The 21,117-nt window shown below is 68.3% G+C and carries 22 protein-coding genes and 1 pseudogene; 11 read left to right on the top strand and 12 right to left on the bottom strand.

Annotated elements, in window-relative coordinates:
• On the top strand, positions 1 to 122 hold a 122-nt coding region (locus ACZ4WS_RS27885; protein ID WP_467984532.1), incomplete at its 5' end, for a transposase.
• Between the two features lie 755 nt (positions 123 to 877).
• Here the strand turns inward: ACZ4WS_RS27885 and ACZ4WS_RS27880 are convergent.
• From ACZ4WS_RS27880 to ACZ4WS_RS27865, 4 genes are all read right to left on the bottom strand, one after another.
• Positions 878 to 1,594, bottom strand: a complete 717-nt coding sequence (locus tag ACZ4WS_RS27880) for a flavodoxin (RefSeq protein WP_467984492.1) — start codon at positions 1,592 to 1,594, stop codon at positions 878 to 880.
• Between the two features lie 112 nt (positions 1,595 to 1,706).
• The gene (locus ACZ4WS_RS27875) at positions 1,707 to 2,558 is read right to left on the bottom strand and encodes an aldo/keto reductase (protein ID WP_467984490.1); all 852 of its coding nucleotides are present in this window, start codon (positions 2,556 to 2,558) and stop codon (positions 1,707 to 1,709) included.
• A 54-nt stretch (positions 2,559 to 2,612) separates the two neighbouring features.
• On the bottom strand, positions 2,613 to 3,590 hold the full coding sequence (locus tag ACZ4WS_RS27870; protein WP_467984489.1) for an aldo/keto reductase: 978 nt from the start codon (positions 3,588 to 3,590) through the stop codon (positions 2,613 to 2,615).
• An 85-nt stretch (positions 3,591 to 3,675) separates the two neighbouring features.
• Positions 3,676 to 5,061, bottom strand: coding sequence for an MFS transporter (locus ACZ4WS_RS27865; RefSeq protein ID WP_467984530.1), 1,386 nt, complete (start codon positions 5,059 to 5,061; stop codon positions 3,676 to 3,678).
• A 176-nt stretch (positions 5,062 to 5,237) separates the two neighbouring features.
• Between ACZ4WS_RS27865 and ACZ4WS_RS27860 the strand changes: the two genes are divergently transcribed.
• Entirely contained in the window at positions 5,238 to 6,137 is a 900-nt protein-coding gene (locus tag ACZ4WS_RS27860) for a helix-turn-helix transcriptional regulator (RefSeq protein WP_467984488.1), read from the top strand.
• A gap of 70 nt (positions 6,138 to 6,207) precedes the next feature.
• Positions 6,208 to 6,474, top strand: coding sequence for a hypothetical protein (locus ACZ4WS_RS27855; RefSeq protein WP_467984486.1), 267 nt, complete (start codon positions 6,208 to 6,210; stop codon positions 6,472 to 6,474).
• Positions 6,475 to 6,635: 161 nt separating this feature from the next.
• Here ACZ4WS_RS27855 and ACZ4WS_RS27850 read toward each other — a convergent pair whose 3' ends face one another.
• Positions 6,636 to 8,387 (bottom strand): NAD+ synthase, encoded by a 1,752-nt coding sequence (locus tag ACZ4WS_RS27850; RefSeq protein ID WP_467984484.1) that lies wholly within the window; start codon positions 8,385 to 8,387, stop codon positions 6,636 to 6,638.
• Positions 8,388 to 8,621: 234 nt separating this feature from the next.
• Here ACZ4WS_RS27850 and ACZ4WS_RS27845 point away from each other — a divergent pair.
• A pseudogene (locus ACZ4WS_RS27845) lies at positions 8,622 to 9,469 on the top strand (RNA-guided endonuclease InsQ/TnpB family protein); the annotation flags it as partial.
• Between the two features lie 333 nt (positions 9,470 to 9,802).
• On the top strand, positions 9,803 to 10,360 hold the full coding sequence (locus tag ACZ4WS_RS27840; RefSeq protein WP_467984528.1) for a hypothetical protein: 558 nt from the start codon (positions 9,803 to 9,805) through the stop codon (positions 10,358 to 10,360).
• A 12-nt stretch (positions 10,361 to 10,372) separates the two neighbouring features.
• Here the strand turns inward: ACZ4WS_RS27840 and ACZ4WS_RS27835 are convergent, their stop codons facing one another.
• On the bottom strand, positions 10,373 to 10,615 hold the full coding sequence (locus ACZ4WS_RS27835) for a hypothetical protein (protein ID WP_467984482.1): 243 nt from the start codon (positions 10,613 to 10,615) through the stop codon (positions 10,373 to 10,375).
• Positions 10,616 to 10,947: 332 nt separating this feature from the next.
• On the opposite strand from ACZ4WS_RS27835, the gene ACZ4WS_RS27830 reads away from it, so the two are divergent.
• Both ACZ4WS_RS27830 and ACZ4WS_RS27825 read left to right on the top strand, forming a co-directional pair.
• A complete protein-coding gene (locus ACZ4WS_RS27830) occupies positions 10,948 to 11,505 on the top strand; it encodes an RNA polymerase sigma factor (protein WP_467984481.1) in 558 nt (185 codons plus the stop codon).
• Positions 11,502 to 11,954: a hypothetical protein gene (locus ACZ4WS_RS27825; protein WP_467984479.1), complete on the top strand. Its 453-nt coding sequence runs from the start codon at positions 11,502 to 11,504 to the stop codon at positions 11,952 to 11,954. Before ACZ4WS_RS27830 ends, ACZ4WS_RS27825 begins: the two co-directional genes overlap by 4 nt.
• On the opposite strand, the gene ACZ4WS_RS27820 is transcribed toward ACZ4WS_RS27825, so the two are convergent.
• On the bottom strand, positions 11,951 to 12,862 hold the full coding sequence (locus tag ACZ4WS_RS27820) for an alpha/beta fold hydrolase (RefSeq protein ID WP_467984478.1): 912 nt from the start codon (positions 12,860 to 12,862) through the stop codon (positions 11,951 to 11,953). The two genes, ACZ4WS_RS27825 and ACZ4WS_RS27820, sit on opposite strands and share 4 nt — an antisense overlap.
• A 140-nt stretch (positions 12,863 to 13,002) precedes the next feature.
• Entirely contained in the window at positions 13,003 to 13,986 is a 984-nt protein-coding gene (locus tag ACZ4WS_RS27815; RefSeq protein WP_467984477.1) for an ArsR/SmtB family transcription factor, read from the bottom strand.
• 66 nt (positions 13,987 to 14,052) lie between these two features.
• Between ACZ4WS_RS27815 and ACZ4WS_RS27810 the strand changes: the two genes are divergently transcribed.
• Together ACZ4WS_RS27810 and ACZ4WS_RS27805 are read left to right on the top strand one after the other, a co-directional pair.
• Positions 14,053 to 15,291, top strand: coding sequence for an MFS transporter (locus ACZ4WS_RS27810; protein WP_467984475.1), 1,239 nt, complete (start codon positions 14,053 to 14,055; stop codon positions 15,289 to 15,291).
• Between the two features lie 282 nt (positions 15,292 to 15,573).
• Positions 15,574 to 16,224: a transposase family protein gene (locus ACZ4WS_RS27805; RefSeq protein ID WP_467984473.1), complete on the top strand. Its 651-nt coding sequence runs from the start codon at positions 15,574 to 15,576 to the stop codon at positions 16,222 to 16,224.
• Positions 16,225 to 16,241: 17 nt separating this feature from the next.
• On the opposite strand, the gene ACZ4WS_RS27800 is transcribed toward ACZ4WS_RS27805, so the two are convergent.
• Entirely contained in the window at positions 16,242 to 16,583 is a 342-nt protein-coding gene (locus ACZ4WS_RS27800; protein WP_467984472.1) for an ATP-binding protein, read from the bottom strand.
• Positions 16,584 to 16,618: 35 nt separating this feature from the next.
• Here ACZ4WS_RS27800 and ACZ4WS_RS27795 point away from each other — a divergent pair, with 35 nt between their 5' ends.
• The gene (locus tag ACZ4WS_RS27795) at positions 16,619 to 17,233 is read left to right on the top strand and encodes a nucleotide-binding protein (protein WP_467984470.1); all 615 of its coding nucleotides are present in this window, start codon (positions 16,619 to 16,621) and stop codon (positions 17,231 to 17,233) included.
• Positions 17,234 to 17,560: 327 nt separating this feature from the next.
• Here ACZ4WS_RS27795 and ACZ4WS_RS27790 read toward each other — a convergent pair whose 3' ends face one another.
• Together ACZ4WS_RS27790 and ACZ4WS_RS27785 are read right to left on the bottom strand one after the other, a co-directional pair.
• On the bottom strand, positions 17,561 to 17,812 hold the full coding sequence (locus ACZ4WS_RS27790; RefSeq protein WP_467984468.1) for a hypothetical protein: 252 nt from the start codon (positions 17,810 to 17,812) through the stop codon (positions 17,561 to 17,563).
• A 653-nt stretch (positions 17,813 to 18,465) separates the two neighbouring features.
• Positions 18,466 to 18,906, bottom strand: a complete 441-nt coding sequence (locus ACZ4WS_RS27785; RefSeq protein WP_467984466.1) for a hypothetical protein — start codon at positions 18,904 to 18,906, stop codon at positions 18,466 to 18,468.
• Between the two features lie 143 nt (positions 18,907 to 19,049).
• Here ACZ4WS_RS27785 and ACZ4WS_RS27780 point away from each other — a divergent pair, with 143 nt between their 5' ends.
• Positions 19,050 to 19,529: a DUF5990 family protein gene (locus ACZ4WS_RS27780; RefSeq protein WP_467984526.1), complete on the top strand. Its 480-nt coding sequence runs from the start codon at positions 19,050 to 19,052 to the stop codon at positions 19,527 to 19,529.
• A 73-nt stretch (positions 19,530 to 19,602) separates the two neighbouring features.
• Here ACZ4WS_RS27780 and ACZ4WS_RS27775 read toward each other — a convergent pair whose 3' ends face one another.
• A complete protein-coding gene (locus ACZ4WS_RS27775) occupies positions 19,603 to 20,400 on the bottom strand; it encodes a CAP domain-containing protein (RefSeq protein WP_467984465.1) in 798 nt (265 codons plus the stop codon).
• Positions 20,401 to 21,117 lie beyond the last annotated feature (717 nt).

The following is a 21,117-nucleotide window of genomic DNA, read 5'->3' as shown; positions in this document are numbered from 1 at the left end:
ACATCCGCCGCTACCTCTGGGGCGACCACTTCTGGTCCCCGTCCTACTTCGCCGCCTCCGCCGGAGGAGCCCCACTCAAGGCCATCAAGGAGTACATCGAGAACCAGAAGCGCCCCGGCTGAGTCACCAGTGCGGCTCCGCCGGACCCAGCACTCCCGCCGCTCCGCGCCGAACCTTCTCGCTGGCTCCGCCGGTCACGACACCGCGACACTCCGCGTCGCTCACCTCAAGATGCGATTCCTCCCGGGGCTGAAGCCCCGGGGCTCCTCGCAAGAATCCGCTGAATTCGCAAGTCGACGCCATGCCGACCCGCGGCTCGAAAAGCCTTCACCCTGCGCGCCCGGGAAGTACACGTGGCCCGGCGCGGCCGGTCGTGCCCCCTTCTCGGGGCGATGACGGCGGGTGACAGCGGCAGAGGCCGCGTTTCATGCCTTCGCTGCCGAGTGGAGAGCCGGATGACTGGTCGTCCAACCTGTCCTTCTCGTGAACTCTCCAGACCGTAGCGGCCCTCCCCCGCCGGCTGTCGGCCGACCTTCTGATTCAGCGGTCTGGGCCGAATTTCGTGACGCTCACGCTCACAGCAGGCCGCGGGTGTGGAAGAAGCGAAAGGATCCACAGCCGTAGACCTGCCGCTTGATCGCTTTCAGCCGTCGACGTGTACTTCGACGACGCCGGGACTGAAGGCGAGCGCCACGCCGGCGAGGGCTGCGCCTCAGCCCTGGCGGAATAGGCACGGCAAAGGAGAACCCGTACGCCTACGTCGCCACCATCGCAGCTGGGCGTACGGGTTCTGGGGTGCCCGCCTTCGATAAGCAGCAGCGGCGCGGCGCATCACGAGCGTGACGTGTTACGTAGGCGTTCGTTCCAGAGTCGGTGCTCAGGCAGCGAGAAGGCCGGTGCGCCGCAGCCACGCCTCGATCTCGGCATCGGCGTCGCTGACTTCCTCGCCGCGCACCGCGAGGCCGTCGCCGATGGTCGCGCCAGTGCAGGAGGCGGCGTAGTCGCGTTCAGCGGTACCCAGTCCGCTCATGGCATACGTCGTGAGGGGGTGGACGGTCTTCCCGTCGAAGTCAAGGTCCTCGGTGAACGTCGACATGATCATGGGTGCTCTGACGTTCCAGATCGGGCTGCCCAGCAGGACTGTGTCGTAGCGGTCGATCGAGCGCAGGGGGTTGGCGATGGCCGGCCGAGCGTCGGCGTCTTGTTCACGAACGTTGCGTGCGACTGTCTCGTCGTAGTCGTCAGGGTAGGGGTCGACGGGCTGGATACGGTGCACGTCGCATTCGATGCGCTCGCTGATCAGCCGCGCCAGCACCTCGGTGTTCCCGACCGTTAGGTTGCGGCGCCCGCCGTTGTAGTAGTTCTCGCCGGCCCGGGAGAAGTATGCCAGCAGGATGGCTTTCCCCCGCGCGGCGGCGGACGCAGCGGGTCGGCCCGCGGATTCGGGCGCGGTCTGTTGCGGCGCGGATGCCGAGCAGCCAGTTATCGGGGCACTGGCCATCACGGCCGCTCCTCCCATGAGGGTGCCGCGCAGGAGCGAGCGTCGCCCCAGCGTGGCGGGGGCGCCACTGTCGCTCGTTGTCGTCTTGGTCATGCGGAAGCCTTCGTCGGTGAGGTGGCTGACGGGCCTGCGGTCGACTTCGGCGGCCTCGTGGCCGACACGGGTGTCCCGGCCCCGGAAGGGTGGGGACACCCGAGTCGTGCGGTCAGTCGTTGAGGCGGAACTGGCCGAGCCGGCTGACCATGGCAGGGTCGCGGTGGTCGAAGAACAGTGAGGCACCGGTGTCCAGGGCGGCGATGGACGCCATCTGGTCGTCGCTGAGCTGGAAGTCGAAGACGTCGAAGTTCTCCGCCATCCGGTCGGCGCGGACCGACTTGGGGATCACGACGACGTCGCGCTGGATGAGCCAGCGGAGCACGACCTGTGCCACGGACTTGCCGTGCGCCTCTGCGATCGCGCTCAGGACCGGGTGGGTGAAGAGGTTGTTCTTGCCCTCGGCGAAGGGTCCCCACGACTCGATCTGGACACCGCGCTCGCGCATGAGGTCCTGCTCGGCCGTGCGCTGGAAGAACGGATGGGTCTCGACCTGGTTCACCGCGGGCGTGATGTCGTTGTTGTCGATGAGATCGACGAGCCGGTCGGGGTAGAAGTTCGAGACGCCGATCGCCTTGATGCGGCCCTCGCGGTGCAGGTCCTGCATGGCGCGCCACTGGCTGTACACGTCGCCGAAGGGCTGGTGCATCAGGTACAGGTCGAGGTGGTCCAGGCCGAGCTTGCGCAGGGACGTCTCGAAGGCGCGCTTGGTGTTCTCCTCGTCGCCCGCGTGCTGCACCCAGAGCTTGGTCGTGATGAAGAGTTCCTCGCGCGGGATGCCGCTGTTCTTGATGGCGCGGCCGACGGCTTCCTCGTTCTGGTAGGCGGATGCGGTATCCAGCGATCGGTAGCCTGCGGCGAGGGCATCGGTGACGGCCTGCTCGGTCTGCTCCGGGGGGATCTGGTAGACGCCGAAGCCGAGGATGGGCATCTCGACGCCGTTGTTGAGGGTGACGTTCTGCATGGTGCTTCCTTTTCGTGCGGGGTGAGGGTGTGTGCCGGGGTGGGCGTGTGGGGGTCAGCGTTCGAGCAGGCGCATGCCGGCTTCGTCGTGGGTGTCGCCGGCGGCCGGGGTGAGGTTGTTCAGCGTGTCGATCTGCTCGGCGGTCAGCTGAACGGCGTCGGCGGCGGTGTTCTCCTCCAGGCGGGAGACCCGCCGGGTGCCGGGGATGGGGGCGATGTTGTCGCCCCGGGTCAGCAGCCACGCCAGGGCGACCTGCGCCGGGGTGGCGCCGGCTTCGGCGGCGACGGCCTGGACCTCGTCGGCGAGGCGCAGGTTGCGCTGGAAGTTCTCGCCGGTGAAGCGCGGGTTGTTCTTGCGCCAGTCGCTGTCCTCGAAGTCGTCGGTGGAGCGGATCTTGCCGGTGAGGAAGCCGTGGCCCAGCGGCGAGTACGGGACGAAGCCGATGTTCAGCTCCCGCAGCACTGGCAGCACTCGCGCCTCGGGGTCGCGGGTCCACAGCGAGTACTCCGACTGCACGGCGGCGACGGGGTGGACGGTGTGGGCGCGGCGGATCGTCTCGGGTCCGGCCTCCGAGAGACCGATCGCGCGGACCTTGCCCTGGTCGACCAGCTCGGCCAGCGCGCCGACGGTCTCCTCGATCGGCGTGTACGGGTCGACGCGGTGCTGGTAGAACAGGTCGATGTAGTCGGTGCCGAGGCGCTTCAGGGATCCGTCGACGGCAGTGCGGATGCTGGCCGGGCTGCTGTCGAGCTGCCCGGTATCGCGGCCGGTGTGGGAGATGAACCCGAATTTCGTGGCCACCACAACCTGGTCGCGACGGCCCTTCAGGGCGCGGCCGACGAGTTCCTCGTTGGTGTAGGGACCGTAGACCTCGGCGGTGTCGATGAAGGTGACGCCCAGCTCCAGGGCCCGGTGAATGGTGCGGACCGATTCCGCGTCGTCCGTCCCCGCGCCGCCGTAGGCGTGGGACATGCCCATCGCACCCAGACCGATCCGGGAGACCTCCAGATTGCCCAGCTTGATGTGTTTCACGAGCTTTCTCCGTTCTTTATTCATTTGCCGTGTTCACTGTGCGTCCGGGGGCCCATCGCTTACCCGTGACACACGGCGTGACCGGTCACGCCTGTCGGGCGGGCCGTAGCAGCAGGCCGGCGGCGACGCTCGCCGCGACCGACGCTGCGGCGAGCAGCAGGCTGGTGTGCAGCCCGGAGACGAAACTGGTCCGGCCGGCGACCAGGGCGCCGAAGACGGCCACGGCCAGGGCTCCGCCGAGCTGGCGCGAGGTGTTGAGCACGCCGCCGGCGGTGCCGGCGCGCTCTGCAGGCACGCTCTCCAGCAGGAGTGCTGTCAGAGCCATCACGGCCAGTGCGCCGCCCGCGCCGATGGGCACCATCAGGACCGTCAGCAGCCACGTGGGGGCCGAGGCGGGGGTGGCCGACATCAGCAGCAGGCCGGCGATCATGAGGATCTGCCCGGCGATCACGGGAACTTTGGCGCCTAAGCGGTTCATCAGCCGGGCCGAGACGGGGCCGGTCACAGCCGTGAGCAGAGCCATCGGCAAAAACGCCAGACCGGTCGCGAGGGCGCTCAGTCCGCGTATCTGCTGCAAGTACAGGCTGAACAGGAAGATCATTCCGTAGAAGCCGACGTTCAGTGCGAAGCCGATGATGGCCGAGAGCGACATGGTGCGAGCGCGCAGCAGCGGCAGAGGCGTCATCGGATGCTGCCCGCGGGCCTGCGACGTCACATAGACGGCGACAGCGACGACGGCCACGGCCGGCGCGATCAGAACCCGGCGGGTGCCGAATCCGTCGGCCCCGGCCTCGATGGCCGCATAGGTGAGGGCGCCCATCGCAGCAACCGCCGTCACCTGACCGATCACGTCGAAGGGGACCTCCCGCTTCATCGAGCGGGGGGCGCGAGCGAGCAGGAGCAGGGCCACCGCGCCCACGGGCAGATTGACAAAGAACATCATCCGCCAGTCGATGAGAGTCAGCAGCCCGCCGGCCACCGGCCCGGCGGCAGATCCCACCGAGCCGCTCACACCCCACAGGGCGATCGCCCGCGCCCGCCGGCCCGGATCCGGGAACGCCTCGCGCAGCAAAGCCAGGGAGGAGGGCACCATCAGCGCGGCGCCCGCCCCCTGCACCAGCCGTGCCGCGACCAGCACGCCCAGGTTCGGCGCCAGGCCGCAGGCCACGGAGGCCGCGACGAACAGCGCAAGACCCGCGCCGAACGCCTGACGGGCGCCGACCCGGTCGCTCACCGCGCCCGCAGACAACAGGAACGCGGCGAAAGCAAGGGTGTAGCCGTCGACCACCCACTGCAGCCCGGTCATCCCGCCGCCGAACCCCTCGCCGATCGAGGGCAGCGCGACGTTCACCACCATCGCGTCCAGCATGAGGACGAAGAACCCGAGCAGCACGGCAAGCAGCGCCGGACGCGAACCGGACTGGCGCCGTGCGGACGGATCGTCTGCGACGGCCTGGGTGGGTGCGGGCAGGGTAGCCAAGGAAGAACGATCTCCAGCAGGAAGGGGGCGGCGTCTTACGGCATCCACCCTCGCGCGCTGCGGAGAAAGGTGGCAGGCCGAGCTGTGCCGGGGAACAGCGTTCGGGGGTAACGACAGGGCCCCCCTCACGACTGCCGCGCAGGTCAACGCGGTGTGATGCTGGAGGCATGGCATCCGAGCAGAGCACGAGCAGCGGCCGCGGTATGGAGCTGGGCCGGTTCCTGCGCGCGCGCCGCACCCAGACCAGCCCCGCCCAGGTCGGCCTCACCGTCGGCGCCGGCCTGCGCCGCACCCCGGGCCTGCGCCGCGAAGAACTGGCCACGCTCGCCGGCATCAGCATCGACTACTACGTCCGCATGGAACGTGGCAAGGAGACCCGGCCCAGCCCCTCCGTCCTCGACGCCCTCGCCCGCGCCCTTCACCTCGACGACGCCGAGCACCAGCATCTGCGCGAGCTGGCCGCCCGCGCGGCGCACTATGCCCCTGAGCCGCCGCCCCCGCCCAGCCGCACCGTCCGCCCGCACCTGAAGCTGCTGCTGGAGACGATGCGACCGAACCCGGCCTACATCGTCAGCCGCAGCATGGACCTCCTGGCCTGGAACCCCGGCGGCCTCGCCCTGTACGCGGGCCTGGCCGACTGGCCGGCCAAGCAGCGCAACCTCGCCCGCTACCTCTTCCTTCACCCCACCGCGCCCGAGCTGTTCCCCGACTGGGAGAACCAGGTCCGCGGCTGCGTTGCCCGGCTGCGCGCCCAGGCCGGCACCGACCCCGACGCCCCCGACCTCACCGGCCTCGTCGGCGAACTCCTCCTCAAGAGCCCCGACTTCGCCAAGCTGTGGGAACGCTACGACGTCACCGGCCGCAAGAACATCTCCAAGACCTTCCACCACCCCCACGTCGGCACGCTCGCTCTCAGCGGCCAGAGCATGCCGCTCGAAGGCACCCCAGGACAGCGCCTCGGCGTCTACGTGGCCGAACCCGGCACCCCCCACCACGACGCCATGCTCCTGCTCGACATGACCGCACCCCAGAAGGCGCCGGAGCAGACGTCGCAGCGGCAGCAATGATCGGCCAGGTGATCCTTACTCATGCTGGGCAGGGAAAGCGCTACCGAGGCAGCCTCGGGGTGCGCTCCGGGTGGGCGAGTTGGTGCCGATTCAGCCGGACCGTCTGGTGGTCGTCTTGCCAGGCGGACAGGTGATCGTCGTCCCGATACTGCCCACACCGCCAACGCCCCAGCCGAACTGGGACAAAGCAGAAGAGATCCCGGGGCTCGATGTCATGGCTGTCGGCGCGCAGTTCCAAACGGTGGCCGAAGCCTTGGAGCCCAGCCCGCTGAGCAAGGACCTCGCTGCGCTGGCCGATCGGCTGGTGGACGTCGGCGCTCTTCGTCTGTCCCACTGACGCATGGCCCGCAGCCCCCTCTTTGATGCCTTGCGGCATAGAGACTGGGGCTCGGTAGGAAGGGCGGCATGGATCCCCATGGTCGAAGCTGACGAAAGGGCCCCGGTGATCGGCTTGTACCGGATCACCGGGGCCGAGGCCGCTACCCAATCGGCCCTGTGTCAGGCGGACTCGCGCCAGCGGTTGGTGATCGGGAGGCGGCGGTCCTTGCCGAAGACCTTTGGCGAGATCTTCGTGCCCGGCGGGTACTGCCGCCGCTTGTACTCCGCCGCGTCGACCATCCGCAGTACCCGCGTCACCAGTTCCGCGTCGAAGCCCGCCGCCACGATCACGTCGCGCCCCTGGTCGCTGTCGACGTAGAGCGACAGGATCTGGTCCAGCACGGTGTAGTCCGGCAGGGAGTCGGTGTCGACCTGCCCCGGCCGCAGCTCGGCGCTGGGCGGCTTGCTGATGGAGTTCTCCGGGATCGGCGGGGTGTGACCGCGCTCCAGTGCGGCGCGGTTGCGCCAACGGGCCAGGGCGAAGACCGACGTCTTATAGACGTCCTTGATCGGCGCGTAGGCGCCCACCGAGTCGCCGTACAGCGTGGAGTAACCCACCGCCAGCTCGCTCTTGTTGCCGGGCGCCAGCACGATGTGCCCCTCCTCGTTGGACAGCGACATGAGCACCGTCCCGCGCAGCCGTGACTGCAGGTTCTCCTCGGCCAGACCGGTCAGCCCCAGCGCCCCCATGTACGCGTCGAACATCGGCGCGATCGGTACGGTCCGGAAGTTCAGCCCGGTGCGCCGGGCCAGTTCCGCCGCGTCGGCGACCGAGTGCTCCGAGGAGTACGCGGACGGCATGGCCACCCCGTGAACGTTGGCCGCCCCCACCGCGTCGCAGGCGATGGCGGCGACCAGGGCCGAGTCGATGCCGCCGGAGAGCCCGATCAGCACGCTGCGGAAGCCGTTCTTGGCGACGTACCCTCGCAGGCCCACGACCAGCGCCGTGTACATCTCCTCGTCGTCCCCGAGGCGTGCCGCGTGCCCGTTGGGCACCTGGACCTCGTACGGCGGCAGCGGCTCGGCCGAGATCGTGCGGTGGTCGACCACCAGCCCGTCGGCAAGCGCACCGGTCGGCGGTTCCTCGGCGGCGGCCGGGAGTTCCAGGTCGACCAGCACGCAGCCCTCCTCGAACTGCCGTGCCCGGGCGATGACTTCCCCCTGCGCCGACACCACGATGGAGTCGCCGTCGAAGACCAGTTCGTCCTGGCCTCCCGTCATCGTCAGGTAGGCCAGCGTGCAACCAGCCTCCTGGGCCCGCTTGCGGACCACTTCCAGGCGCTCGTCGTGCTTGTTGAGCTCGTACGGCGAGCCGTTGATGGAGAGCAGCAGACCTGCTCCGGCGGCCCGGGCGGCCGGCGCCCGGCCGCCGTCCTGCCACAGGTCCTCGCAGATCGCGAGTGCGACATCGACGCCGCGCACCCGAACCACGGGCAGCGTGTCGCCCGGTACGAAGTACCGGACCTCGTCGAAGACGCCATAGTTCTGCAGATACTGCTTCGCGAGCCGCAGCACGACCTCGCCCCGGTGCAGAACAGCGGCGGCGTTCTGCGGCGCGCCGGCGGGCTGCCCGTAGCGGGGCCGCGCCTCGCTACGGTCGACGTAGCCGACGACCACCGGCAGCTCCCCGAACCCCTCATCGGCCAGCCGCCCCGCGAGCGCGTCCAGCGCGGCGCGGCTGGCATCCACGAAGGAGGCCCGCAGCGCGAGGTCCTCCAGGGGAAACCCGGTCAACGCCATCTCGGGGAACGCCACCAGGTGGGCTCCCTGTTCGGCTGCATGCCGGGTCCAGCGCACGATCGACTCGGCGTTCCCGGAGAGGTCACCTACGGTCGAGTCGATCTGATTCATGGCGAGGCGAAGTTGAGGCACCCGACCACTGTAATCGTCATACCGACGCAATGAGGGTTCAGCCCGGAATGTGTATCCCGCAGGCGGCGCCTGTCGTTCATCGGAATTCCTCCGTGGATACACCGCCCTTTAGGCGGAGAGGAAACGGGCTCCTGCGGGGCAGGGCAAGGAACGGGGATTCGCCACCCGGGCGGATCCCCGTTTAGCGCCAACTGTCCGCAGAGGGCTACTCGTTGATGCGTTAGGTTGTGAGTTGTGACCACGCAGGTGAAGCGGGCGTTCAAGTACCGCTTCTATCCAACCCATGCGCAGGCGGCTGAGCTGTCGCGCACGTTCGGGTGTGTGCGGAAGGTTTACAACTTGGCGCTCACGGCCCGTACCGAGGCATGGGCGCGGCAGGAGCGGGTCAACTACAACGCCACCTCTTCGATGCTGACGGCGTGGAAGAAGACCGAGGAACTGGCCTACCTCAACGAGGTTTCCTCGGTCCCGCTGCAGCAGGCGCTTCGGCATTTGCAGGTGGCGTTCACCCATTTCTTCGGCAAGCGGGCCAAGTACCCGCGCTTCAAGAGCCGGAAGAAGTCCCGCAAGAGTGCGGAGTACACGACCAGCGCGTTCCGCTTCCGGGACGGTGAGCTGCGGCTCGCGAGGATGGCCGAGCCCTTGGCGATCGTGTGGTCCCGGCCCCTGCCCGAAGGCGCGAGCCCGTCGACGGTGACCGTGTCTCAGGACGCGGCGGGACGCTGGTTTGTCTCGATGCTGTGCGACGACCCGAGCGTGCAACCGCTGACCACCACGAATGCGGCGGTTGGGATCGACGCGGGCCTGAATCACCTGGTGACCCTCTCCACCGGGGAGAAGATCACCAACCCGAAGCACGAACGTGCCGACCGTGCCCGTCTTGCGAAGGCTCAGCGGGAACTGTCCCGCAAGGCCAAGGGCGACGGTACCAACCGGGCCAAGGCCCGGCGCAAGGTCGCCCGCATCCATGCCCGGATCACCGACGCAGGCGTGACGGTCTCCACAAGCTGACCACTCGTCTCGTGCGTGAAAACCAAACGCTCGTGATCGAGGACCTGACCGTACGCAACATGGTCAAAAACCGTTGGTGCTCGGGCTGCTCTCAGGCCTGCCGCGTAAGAGCTGCTGGACCATCGCCGAGTGGACTGGGGAGACAATCCCGGACGGCCTGCAGCACCTGCTCGGCCCCGGGGCGGGGCCAGTTCGCCCCGTCACCACTCCTCAATGCATCCGCGCGACCCGCCCATTGGGGCCGCTCGAGCTCGTCGCGCCGGGGCCGCCGAACGGCTCTGGCAGCAATCACGGGGAGCCGTCACTGGGGGTCCTACCGAGCGAGACACGAAATCTCCCTACCGGTCACAGCGGGGGGCGGCTGGCTGCGACTCTGCATTCAGGGCATCGATAGGCTGATCAGCATGGAAACTGAGGCGGCCGGAGGGCCGGTTGGGGTGGTGTGTCCGGGGTGCGGCGGTGCCGAGGTGCGGACGGTTGAACAGGCGCGCAGCGGTAAGGGCGCGATGCGCGACGACCTGTACGGCCGGCTGGCGCCCGGACCGGACAAGACCGGCGACGGATGCATGCACTTCGCGGAGGGCATGGTGCTGACCGGTATCGGCATCGCCCTCGCGTACACGGGCGTCCACCAGGACAAGCCGCTGTACACGATCGGCGGTGTGCTGCTCGCTCTGGTCTGCTTCGCCGGGATCTTCGCGGTCGTGCGCGGCGACGGGCGCGAGAAGAGGGCCGCCGAGGCCGGGGCCCCGCGTGCGGAGCGCCTGTGGCGGCCGGCGCGCTACTGCTCCGGCTGCGCCTCGGTGTTCTGCCCGGGCGGCACCCCATGGCAGGGAGTCCTCACCCCAGAACAGTTCAAGAAGCTGGTGTGGACCGAGGCCGGCTACGCCGACCAGCTCCTGGCGGGGGACAAGGCCAAGGATGCGGAGATACCGTCTGACGTGCTGCCAGAACGGTTGTAGGACCCCGGTTGGCTAGCAGGTTCGCCTCGACGGCGTCCTCGATCCAGGCGGCAGCAGGACGCCAGTCTGCTGGGTGAGCATGTCGCCGAAGTCGCGGACCAGTTGGTGCGCGGTGGCCAGTTCGGGGCAGCCGTTCAGCACCGCCTTGAGCTGCTGGTGTTCGTCCTCGGTGAGCGTGGAGGGGCGGCGGGTGAGCCAGCCGGTGACCTGCCGGACGCTCGGCGGCGCCGGAGGCCGGGCACGAGCCCGCGCCACGGCGGGCACTGAGCCTCACCACCATCCCGCACGCACCGTGCGCCGCCGTGGTGACCAGTACCTCGGTTGGTGTCCCGTCGCAAATGATCTGGTTCGCGGCTGGGGCTGTGACCTGCGGCGACCGCAACATCTGAGATGCCAGGCCGACGAACATCTCAATTGCTCTGGTCTCGCATGCGTGGATGCTGGTTGTCGTCTCAGTTGATCTGGTCCGGTTCGACTGTTTCGAACCTGGGGTCAGCCGACATACGGCCGGAAGGGATAGCAGCGCGACCGCAGACGAACGCGGTCCAGACACCTGCGGACGATCACCGGGTGGGGCCGGGGCGGTAGTGTCCGCGGCGATGGACGGTTCAGGGGGAGAAGAACAGCGGCCATGGCATGCCGCGGCCGCGCTGGTACGGGCCGCACGGACCGGGGATGCGCTGGCGATGGACGAATTGCTGACCTTGGTGACGCCGTACGTGACCCGGCTGTGCCGGCCGATCGCGGTGTCGGACTGCGAGGACGCGGTTCAAGAGGCGCTGGTGGCGATCTTCCTGGGGGTGCGGGGGCTGCGCGATCCGCAGGCGTTCTACGGCTGGGCGCGTACGGTCACCGTGCGCGAGGCCGTGCGGGTGGCGCGGCGCACCGCCGTCGAGCGAGCCGTCGACCCTGACGACGTCGCCCGCCTGCGCGGTCTCGGCCGTCATGGCGACGGCGAGCTGTCAGCACAGGTACGGGACGTGCTTGCGCGGATGCCGGTGCATCACCGCGCGGTGCTCGTACTGCGCGAGATGGAAGGGCTTGATGAACGAAGTGCCGCCAAAGTGCTGGGTATCGCGCCAGGTACGGTCAAGTCCCGGCTGCATCGCGCCCGTTCGTCGTTCCGGAAGGCGTGGCAGCGATGAGCGTTGACTCTGTGGCTCGATTGCGAGTGATGGCCGCGGGACTGCGCACCGCGATGTACGCGGAGGAGCGACTGGACCTGCCGTACGACAAGGTGTGGGCGGTCGCCGAGGATTTGGCGGGTGAGCTGCCGCACCTCGTGCCCTTCCTGCGTGAGTTCCGCGTCCTGTCGGGTGACGCCGATCGCAAGCGTGCCCTGGCGGTGGGACCGCTGGGTGTCCGCGGCGCTTTCGAGGTGCGGCTGGCTCCCGGCTGGTGCCTGATGCAGTCGCGACTCGTGGTGGGTGGCATGGCCGCCGCCCCGGAGGGCGACGGCACACGCTTCGCGGTGCTCGGCGCGGCGCGTCCCGCCGTCCTGCGACCGGTCCAGTTGGTATACGGCCAGCTGCTCGGGGCCCGCCGAGGGCACGCATTCGTCCGAAAGATCGCGCTGCGGGCGGCCGCGCGTTAGCGGTTCCGGCCCGTCCCGAACAGCTCTCTCATCGCCTCGGCCACCACTTGTGGGGCTTCCCGGGGCAGGAAGTGGCCGGTGCCGGGCACGATGTGCACTGTGAGGTCGTCCGCGTGGCCCTCGCCTCCGGCCAGCGTGGACGGGGGAAACACGTTGTCCCGCTCGCCACCCAGCAGCACGGTCGGGACCGTCAGCCGGTGCCCGCGCCACGTGCCGCGCAGCAGCGCCGGTATCTCCCGGACGACGTACTGCCAGAACATGGCCTGCCCGGCGTGCGCGCCGACGCGGGCCGCGGCGGTGTACTCGGCGAGTTCGTCGGCCTGCCAGACGGACGGGTCGGCCACCTGATGACGGAGCAGGAAGCGGGTGAACGCCGGACAGCGGCGCAGCACGGCCCGGCCGATCACCGGATACTCGATGAAGGCGGTGTACCACTGTCGCCACAGGTTCGGCAGGATCGCCCGCTGCCGGGCCCACGGGTGCGCCATGTTGAGCGCCAGGTAGCCGCTGAACCGCTCCGGTGCCCGCAGGCACAGCCGGAAGCCCACGTGGGCACCCCAGTCGTGTCCGACCAGGCCCACCCGCTCGAGTCCAAGGGCGTCGAGCAGCGCGAGCATGTCGTCGGACAAGCCATCGATGTCGTAGCCGCGCCGGGTCTGCCCCGACCAGCCGAAGCCCCGCAGGTCCGGGCAGATCAGCCGGTGTCCGGCGGCCGACAGGACAGCGACCCGGTGCCAGGCGAACCAGTGCTGCGGAAAGCCGTGCAGCAGCAGGATCGGCGCGCCGGTTCCGTACTCGGCGACATGCAACCGGGTGCCGCGCACCTCCAGCCATCGGTGCTCCGCCCCTTCGGCGTACGGGAGCGGTCTGCGGGCAACGGTCCTGTCCGAGGTCGTGCTCGATGCCATGGGAAACACCCTCTCGCCTTCGGCGGATCTCCTGCGGACCCGCTTCGGCGTGCCAGGAGGCGAGAACGAGCCGAAACGTTCCCCGCTTCCCCGAATTCGCTGCGCCGCGTCAGTAGCGTGGCCGACGGCCGCCAGTGAGGTCAGGAACTCGAATCCAGCAAGTCCAGGCCGCGTTCGGTGGTTACGTAGAGCACGGTGCGCCCGATCCGCTCGCCGGTGACGAGGCCGCTCTCGCGCAGGATGCCGAGGTGTTGTGAGACCGCACTCGGCGTGACGTCCAGCGCGCGTGCGAGGTCGGTAGTGGTCGCGGGTGATCGCAGCGCCTCGAGCAGTTCAGCGCGATGCCGGCCGAGTAGGCGGATCGTGCTGCCACGTGCCGGGCGGGTCCCGGCGGTCCAGAGCGTGCCGACGCCGCGTGCCGGGTAACGCACAGTCGTCTGCGTCGTCGTGTGGCCCTTGATCGTGACGTTCGCCGGGCCCAACACGAGGGGCAGCAGCACCAGTCCGCCAGGGCCCATACTGATCATGCGATCGCGGTGGTCATGTTCGAGGGTCAGCCGTCCGTCGTGCCAGTGCAGGTTCGGATGCAGGTCGGCGAACAGCCGCTCGGCGCCGCCGGCGGCCAATTGCTTTGCTCGGTAGGCGATATCTGCGTCGAGGACGGCTCGAATACGTGCCCAGTGCGGCTTGATGAGGCGATCGTGTGCCTCGCGCAGCTCGGCAGCGATCGCGCGTAGCCCAGCGGCGGGGCGGGCCGCGAGTTCGGCCGCGCTGTCCGGGAGATCGTCGCCGAACACCCGCTTCAGGCTGGTGCGGACCTGGCGTGCGGTGGTGCGCCGCATCGCGGCGAGGCCGTCGTCGATCGTGGTCCACATGCCCGTCGGGGCCGGGAGGAGAAACTGGGGCCAGCTCGGCCGGTCGTTGACGATCAGCGGCCACACGCGCGGCAGCTGGCGGGGCCGGACGGTCAGTTCGTCCGACGCCCACCGCATCCAGCGCAGGTTGCTGTCCCGTCGCCCACGGTCGCCGAGCTGCTGCAGGCCGGAGATGGTTTCCGACAGTGGCGAGATCGCGAACCGGGTGCTGGCCAGCTCGGAGAGGCTGAGAATCACGGTCACCGGCATTCATTGATCATGTAGCGGCAGGCTAACTGGTGTCCGGACCGCCCTTGGTACCGGACGATCTCCACCGTGACCGAGAGGATCGCTCGACCCCGCCTGTCCGCCGCCTATCGGCGGCTGTGGTGGGCGGCGGCTGTCGACAACATCGGCGACGGCGCGTTCGCCGCCGCCGTCCCACTGCTGGCGGTGACAATCACCCGTGATTCGCGGCTGATTTCGATCGTCTCGGCCGCCACTTACCTGCCGTGGCTGCTGCTGTCTTTGCCGGCCGGCGCCGTGGTCGACCGTCACGACCGAGTCTCGCTGATGTGGCGCTCGCAGGCGATCCAGGCCATCGTCGTCGGCGTTATCGCAGTTCTGGCGGGGCTCGGCCAGGTCAGCATCCCGGTCCTCGCCGTCATGGCGTTCGGGCTCGGCGCCTGCGAAGTGGTCTTCGCCAACGCATCGCAGGCGATCATTCCAGACATCGTTCCGACACCACTCCTGCACAAGGCGAACGGCAACCAGTACACCGTCACCACAATCGGCCAGCTATTCCTCGGACCGCCCCTGGGAAGCCTGCTGTTTGCGGTCAGTGCCGCACTGCCGTTCGGCCTGGACGTCGGCTCTTTCGCCCTGTCCGCAGCGCTGCTCGCGACCCTGCCGCGACGCCCACCTAGGCATGTCGAGCATCCACCGATCCGCACGGCCATCGCGGAGGGCTTGCGCCGGCTCACCGCCCACCGCCTACTGCGCACCCTCGCACTGTTGCTGGGCGTCAACACCTTCTGCTTCCAGCTGGGGAACGTGACTCTCGTGCTGCTTGCGACGCAAACCCTGCACCTGAGTGCACGCGGCTACGGCTTGCTACTCGCCGGAGCCGCCGTCGGCAGCGTGCTCGGCGGCCTCCTCAATACCCGGGTCGTCACACGAGTCGGCGCGGTGCCCGCGCTGTTGGCGGCGCTCGCCGCAAACGTCATCATCTTTGCCGGAATTGGGATCAGCCCGGACGCGATCGTGCTCGGCGGACTGCTTGCACTGAACGGGTTCGTCACCGCGATCTGGAACATCGTGACCGTGAGCCTGCGGCAGCAGATCGTGCCGGCAGAGCTACTGGGCCGGGTCAACAGCGTCTATCGAATGCTGGGCTGGGGCCTCATCCCACTGGGCGCACTGACCGGCGGTTTCCTCGCTCACCAGTTCGGGCTGCGCGCGCCGTACCCGATCGCGGGCGCACTTCGCGGCATAGCCCTCACCCTCGCGCTGCCCGTACTCGTCACCGCTATGCGCCCAGCCTCCGCCGCACCGCGCACTCAGCCGCGCGCCTAGGTTCGCCGGTACAGAAGCCGAAACGACTCGGTTCGTTGAGAAAACGACTCGGTTGAGTGAGACCGGGCGGTCCTCGGGAGGCACTGAGCGGTTGGGTGAGAGATCGAAGTCGATGAGTTTTGGGTTCTGGCACAGAACTTGGGGAGCGGTCGCAGAGCGTCACCATGGTGTTCGATTGCGAGGATTCGGCTTGCGTGAGACCGCGCACGCTCCACCGCCGCGCAAACGAGAATGACGCTCCATCAGGTCTGCGTCTGGCTCCGCCAGGGGCCATAGCGGCCGGTGACGGTGCTGGTCATGCAGGCCGACCTACCGTTCTGGGACTCCATCGTGTTCGCCGGGATCGACGACGTGGATGTCGAGGCGGTGACCGCCGCCTTCGGCACGGTCGATGTTATGGCGAGAGGCCGGGCGGCTGACGCAGCATGTCCGGACTGCGGCCGCTTCTCCGGCCGGGTGCACGACTCCTACCAGCGCAGGCTTAAGGATCTGCCGCTGGGCGGGCAGAGCGTCGTGATCCATCTGATGGTCCGGCGTTTCATCTGCGGCGCGGACAACTGCCCGCGCCGCACCTTCGCCGAGCCGTTTCCTGAGCTGACTTCCCCGTACGCGCGCTTCACCACGCGGCTCGACCGCATCCTGGAGCGCGTTGGGCTCGCTCTCGCCGGCCGGGCCAGCGCCCGGCTGGCCACTCAGCTGGGCCTCCATGCGGGGAGGATGACCTTGCTGCGCAGGGTCATGGCTCTGCCGGACCCGCACCCAAGTACGCCGCGTGTGCTGGGCGTTGACGACTTCGCGATCCGCCAGGGCCAGAGCTACTCCACCGTCTTGACCTGCGGGGAAACCCATCGCGTGGTCGACGTGCTGCCGACACGTGAGGCGGGGCCGCTGGCAGCACGGCTGACCTCGCGTCCGGGCGTGGAGATCATCTAATGGGTCCTGAAGGCGGTTCACGAGCCTCTCCGGTAGCTGTCGCCCTTGCGCGAGATGACTTCGGCACGGTGAACGAGGCGGTCGGTCAGCGCGGCGGCGACGGTGTCGTCGCCGAAGACCTCGCACGCCGGCCCGAAGAACGAGTCGGTACTCTGGTCAACCCAGCCGCCGGCGACGGCAACGTACTGCGGCTGTACGACACAATGGACTGGGTACTCGAGCTGTGCCCGCCGCCACGCAACGCCCGCTCGTGGCCTGGCGACTTCCGTATTAGTCCATACGAATGATTCACCGGCGCCGCAGGGTGAACGATGAGACTTTGTGCCTCGCGCCGACGGCAGCCAGCCGCTCGCGACCATTAGCGTCGACTCTTGTGTCGATGAGCTGTGCCTTTGTGAACCTGAAACCCGGAGTGGGAAAGACGACCAGCGCAGTCTGGTTGGCTCACGCACTCCACGAGTCGGGCATCTCACCGCTGCTGGTGGACAGTGACCCCGCCTCCTCCGCGCTGCGTTGGAGCGAATTGGCAGGTGGCTTCCCGTTTCCTGTGGTCGCCCTACCGGTCGGCGACGTGCACCGGCGCGTGAACGACTTCCTCGGCAACCGGCAGGCCGTCGTGTTCGACGCCCCGCAGATGGAGGACCACGCCCACATCGCCCGGAGCATCATGCGGTATGCCAGCGAGTGGATCGTGCCGGTGACCCCAGCCCCCATCGAGCTGGATCGCATGGCACCCATCGGCGGCGAGATGGGCGACGTACAGTCCTTGCGCGCCCAGCCGGCCCGCGCCACTGTCCTGCTGAACCGCACAAATCGTCCCGACGCCACGCGCACCGGTCCCGATGCCGACGCCCGCGAAGCTCTCACCGAGCGGGGCTTCGACGTGTTGTCCACCCATATTCCACGGCTCGACTTGTACGCCCAGTCATTCGGCAGCCCGATCAAGGTCAAAGGCTCGGCGTACATGGACCTCGCAGAAGAGCTCATCAAGCGTCAGGACAAAGTGTGAATCAGCGCAAGGACACCTACCGAGCCGCATTGCAGCGCGGACCGGACGTCACCGCACCCCGTCACGCCAAAGTCACTCAACTGCACACCCGATACATCCGAGTGACCATCGAGCTCGACCCCGCCTTGGCACGCGACCTCACCCGATGGGTGGGACCACCTGTATCCGCGCTCCTGCGCGCCGGCGCCGCTGTACTGCGCCCCTAAGAGACCAGTTCGAGAACGGGTAGCGCCGCGGCCCCCGTGCCGCGCCGCTTGATCCGCACCAGGTGGTCTGGTCTCGCCTCCGCGCACTCCAGACAGGCGCAACGGCAGCAACCTGCGCGCCTCAGTTACCTACGTTCTGGCGTGAGATCGACGAGGTTCCAGAGTCTGCGCCGTCGAGCCAGCCAAGAGCACCCATGACCATGAGGCTCAGCGTCATCCACGCCACGAGCGCTCCACCGCCGTACAGCACGGCACCCGGCACAAGGGCGCCGTTCGCGTAGGAGAGAACGCCCGCCACAACACCGGCGAGCACTGATGAGACGAACGCCAGGACCACTAGCAGCGCCCGAGTGGCGGAGAGGGAGAAACGCACTGGTCGAACCCTTCGGTAAGGGTGGTCGACCATCGGCGGGGCAGGCAGCCTCAGCTCGACCACCTTGCGATGGCCTGCTGAGACCTAGCGTCAGGACTCATTTTCGCCGGGCGCACTTCCCCCAAGGGACGCTCGAAACCGCGCCTACAGCCCCCGAGGCAACTCCTCGGGCAGTCGGTTGGGTTGGCAGCTTGCTCGACGGCCCCCGTTGCCGTCGCCTCGCCATTCCGACTTTACGGTAGCGCCCCAATTCCCTTGATCGCCAGAACAGTTGAGGAAAAGGACGCCCGGGCCGGCATCCTCATGCTCCGGCCAAGACACGACGGCTGTATCACTACCATTGCGTCGGCAGCCGGGGGAACCGCGGTGGTCCAGCCTGCGGGGACAGACGCGTGGACGACGCTGCGCCAGCGGATGGCCCGGCTCGTGGGCCGGGGAGACGAGCAGCGGCAACGCGACGAGCGTAGATGAGTTGAGGGACCTCATTGCTTTCGCTCAGGCTCAGTCCTCGCACAGTCCGGCTCCGCCCCTGGGAACTGGTCAGCGCGTGGCTCCCCTGTGGCTTTTGCCTTGAGGTCGAGGGTATTTCGGGTGCGAAGACACGCAGGCGCCGCCGTCGGGCATGCGGGTGCTCGCGGTGTCGTGTTGGGGTGTCAGGTGTTGGGGCTGATCGGTGCGCGGGTGGGTGGAGGTAACCCGGTCGCAGCGGCTGGCAGGGGTGCGAGGCCGTTCAACTCGGTGGTCTCTTCGGACTCGATTACGGCAGATGCCTGCGCTGTGGTCTGCTCCCAGGTGAGCAGGATGCCGAGGTTGATGCTGAAGATCATCAAGGCGAGGAGGATGGGCCGAGCTGCGCGGCCGTGTACGAGCCGTTTCCGGGGGGCGGCGATGTCGATGCCGTGGCTCTTGCCTCTTGGCTCTGCCGTTGCGGCCTTCGATGTCGGCCCGGCCTGGGCAGTGGGCGTCTTGCCAGAGCAGCTGAGGTGGTGCCGGTCCTGCCGGTACTTGTCGATCTTTCCGAGGTCGCCCGCTCCCTTAACTTCTTCACCAGCCGCCACACTGCCTGAAATGAGGCCGAACGACACCTGCTGCACCGGCAAGACCGTCGACCAGGCGCGTGCCGAGGCCCTGGGACGGTCCGTCGTCGGCTCCCTTCCGAAGGAGTCCGAGCAGGCCTGAGAGCATCGGGAGAGTCGGCCATGAGCACCTGGATGCACCAGTCATGGACGACGACGGGATGATGGAGAGCATGCGCATCCGTATCGACGCCGTCGACCTGCCCGGTCTCACTTGCCCGGCCCCCGCCGATGGCAATGTTCCCGCGTACGGCAACATCCACGTCGCCGTGCAACGCCGCGACCGTCCGGGCGAACTCCTCGACCCACAGCCCGGCGACGCCGCGTTCGCAACGTGGACCCTGGATTGCACCGCGGTCGCCTCGCCGACGGGCATCGATGTGAAAGGCCCATACGTGCAGGACCGTCTGGGCCGCCGGTTCATCTACCTGTCGTGGGGCACGGTCGATGAGTCGGGCGTCTTCACGATGTTCCGCCGCGCCAAGCTCATGCTCGACGCCATCCCCGCAGAGGTGCTCACCGCCGCCGCTCGTGAGGGCCTGCTGGTCGGACGCCTCGGTCTCACTGACGCTTGTGGCAACCCCCGGTGCGCACGGGTCGAGCCCCCGAACATCACATGGACCGCCGAACCCGGCGACTAGCAGCGGCACAATGGACCGCTGCTCGCGGCAGGGCCAGGAACGTCGCGATGGGAACGGCGGCCGACGCGAGCGGTCAGCGGGCCGTGCCGAAGTCCTGCGTCCAGTAGCTGCCCGGCTGCGCCAGGCCGACGCCGATCTCCTTGAAGCTGCAGGTCAGGATATTTTGCTTGTGGCCGGGGCTGGACATCCAGCCCGCCATGACCTGCTCGGGGGTGGAGTATCCGTACGCGACGTTCTCGCCGTAGGCACTCCAGTTGTAGCCGGCCCGCGTGATCCGCGTGCCCGGATCCGAACCGTCGGAGCCCGTGTGCGACATGTTCTGGTGGCTCGCCATGTCCGCGCTGTGATCCTGGGCAGCCTTCGAGAGCTTCGCGTTCAGGGTCACCGGGGAGCAGCCGGCCTTGCTGCGCTCGCTGTTGACCAGGGCCACGATGCGAGCCACGGCGCCAGATGCCGGGGCCGCCGTGGCGGAGGCGCTCGGGGATGCAGCGGCGTGCGCGGTGGGCGCAGCAGCTGTCGTCGAGGCAGGCGCCTTGGGCTTAGCGGCCGTCTTCGAGGCAGGTGCGGTCGGTGCAGCGGCCGTCTTCGAGGCAGGTGCCGTCGAAGCGGACGCGGTGGGTGCCTGCGAAGCCGGCGCCGGGGACTGCGAGGTCCAGTCGCCGCCCTTCCACCGCTCCTCCAGGGACGCGTTCTTCCAGTTCTTCCAGTTGTTCCAGTTGTTCCACTGACCGTCGGACGCGGCGCTCTGGGTGCTCTGGGCGTCCTGATCGTTCATACAGGCCATGGCGGCGGACGGTACCGCCAGCGCGGTCAGCACGACGGCAGCGATGGTTATCCGCCGGTGATGCGTCTTCCTGCGATGCTTGCTCATACGGACCTCGCTCGGTCGTCGCGGGTGCGCCACCGGTGGGGTCGGCTCTGCACGGACACTGTGCCTGAGCTGCGGTGACGCCTTCTGGGGCCGTCATTGTTAAACCTGAGTAAGCGAGCGGCAACGAGCTCCGCTACTACCCGGCCTCGTAGTCCTCCAACGCCCTTGAATCGAGCGCGCGGGTGTGCTGACCCGGCTCACCGGAGCGCGGCAAAATCTGGCACTCCGTCAGGAGGCCCCATATGCCCGCCGGGCGGCGTGAAGGATCCGAGCGGAGTGCACGCCATCGACCCATGTGCGCTTTATGTCTCTTTCCAGACGGCAAGTCTGCCTATATCGCCCGGGCGCCATGTACTACCGAACCGCGTTGATGCGAGAGGTCGGCGTGATGGATGTCACTGCGAGCCTCTGCAACCATTCCCGACGAAGGTGCTCGCAGCCCGGCCGTGGGCTCCTCCTGCAGCACTGGATGCCTGCGCCGCCAATTCCACAAAACGTCATGAAATGGTCACGTCGCCCCGTGCGGTCAGACACGCGTACGACTCCGTCCGGGAGCGTGACACTCCCGCGAACGCATCCCGCAGGACGCCCTGACGTACCAAACTCACGACCACGGCCTTCGCGCTGATCTCATGTCTCTGTCGCGGAGCACACGGCCAGACGAAGGCCGCCTTGATGTCCACTGAACTGCGAAATCGCCGATCAAGTACGAACCGT

Source organism: Streptomyces sp. NPDC029292 (assembly GCF_055569295.1).
Note: the sequence above shows the minus strand (reverse complement) of the source record. Positions and strands in the feature narration are given on the sequence as shown.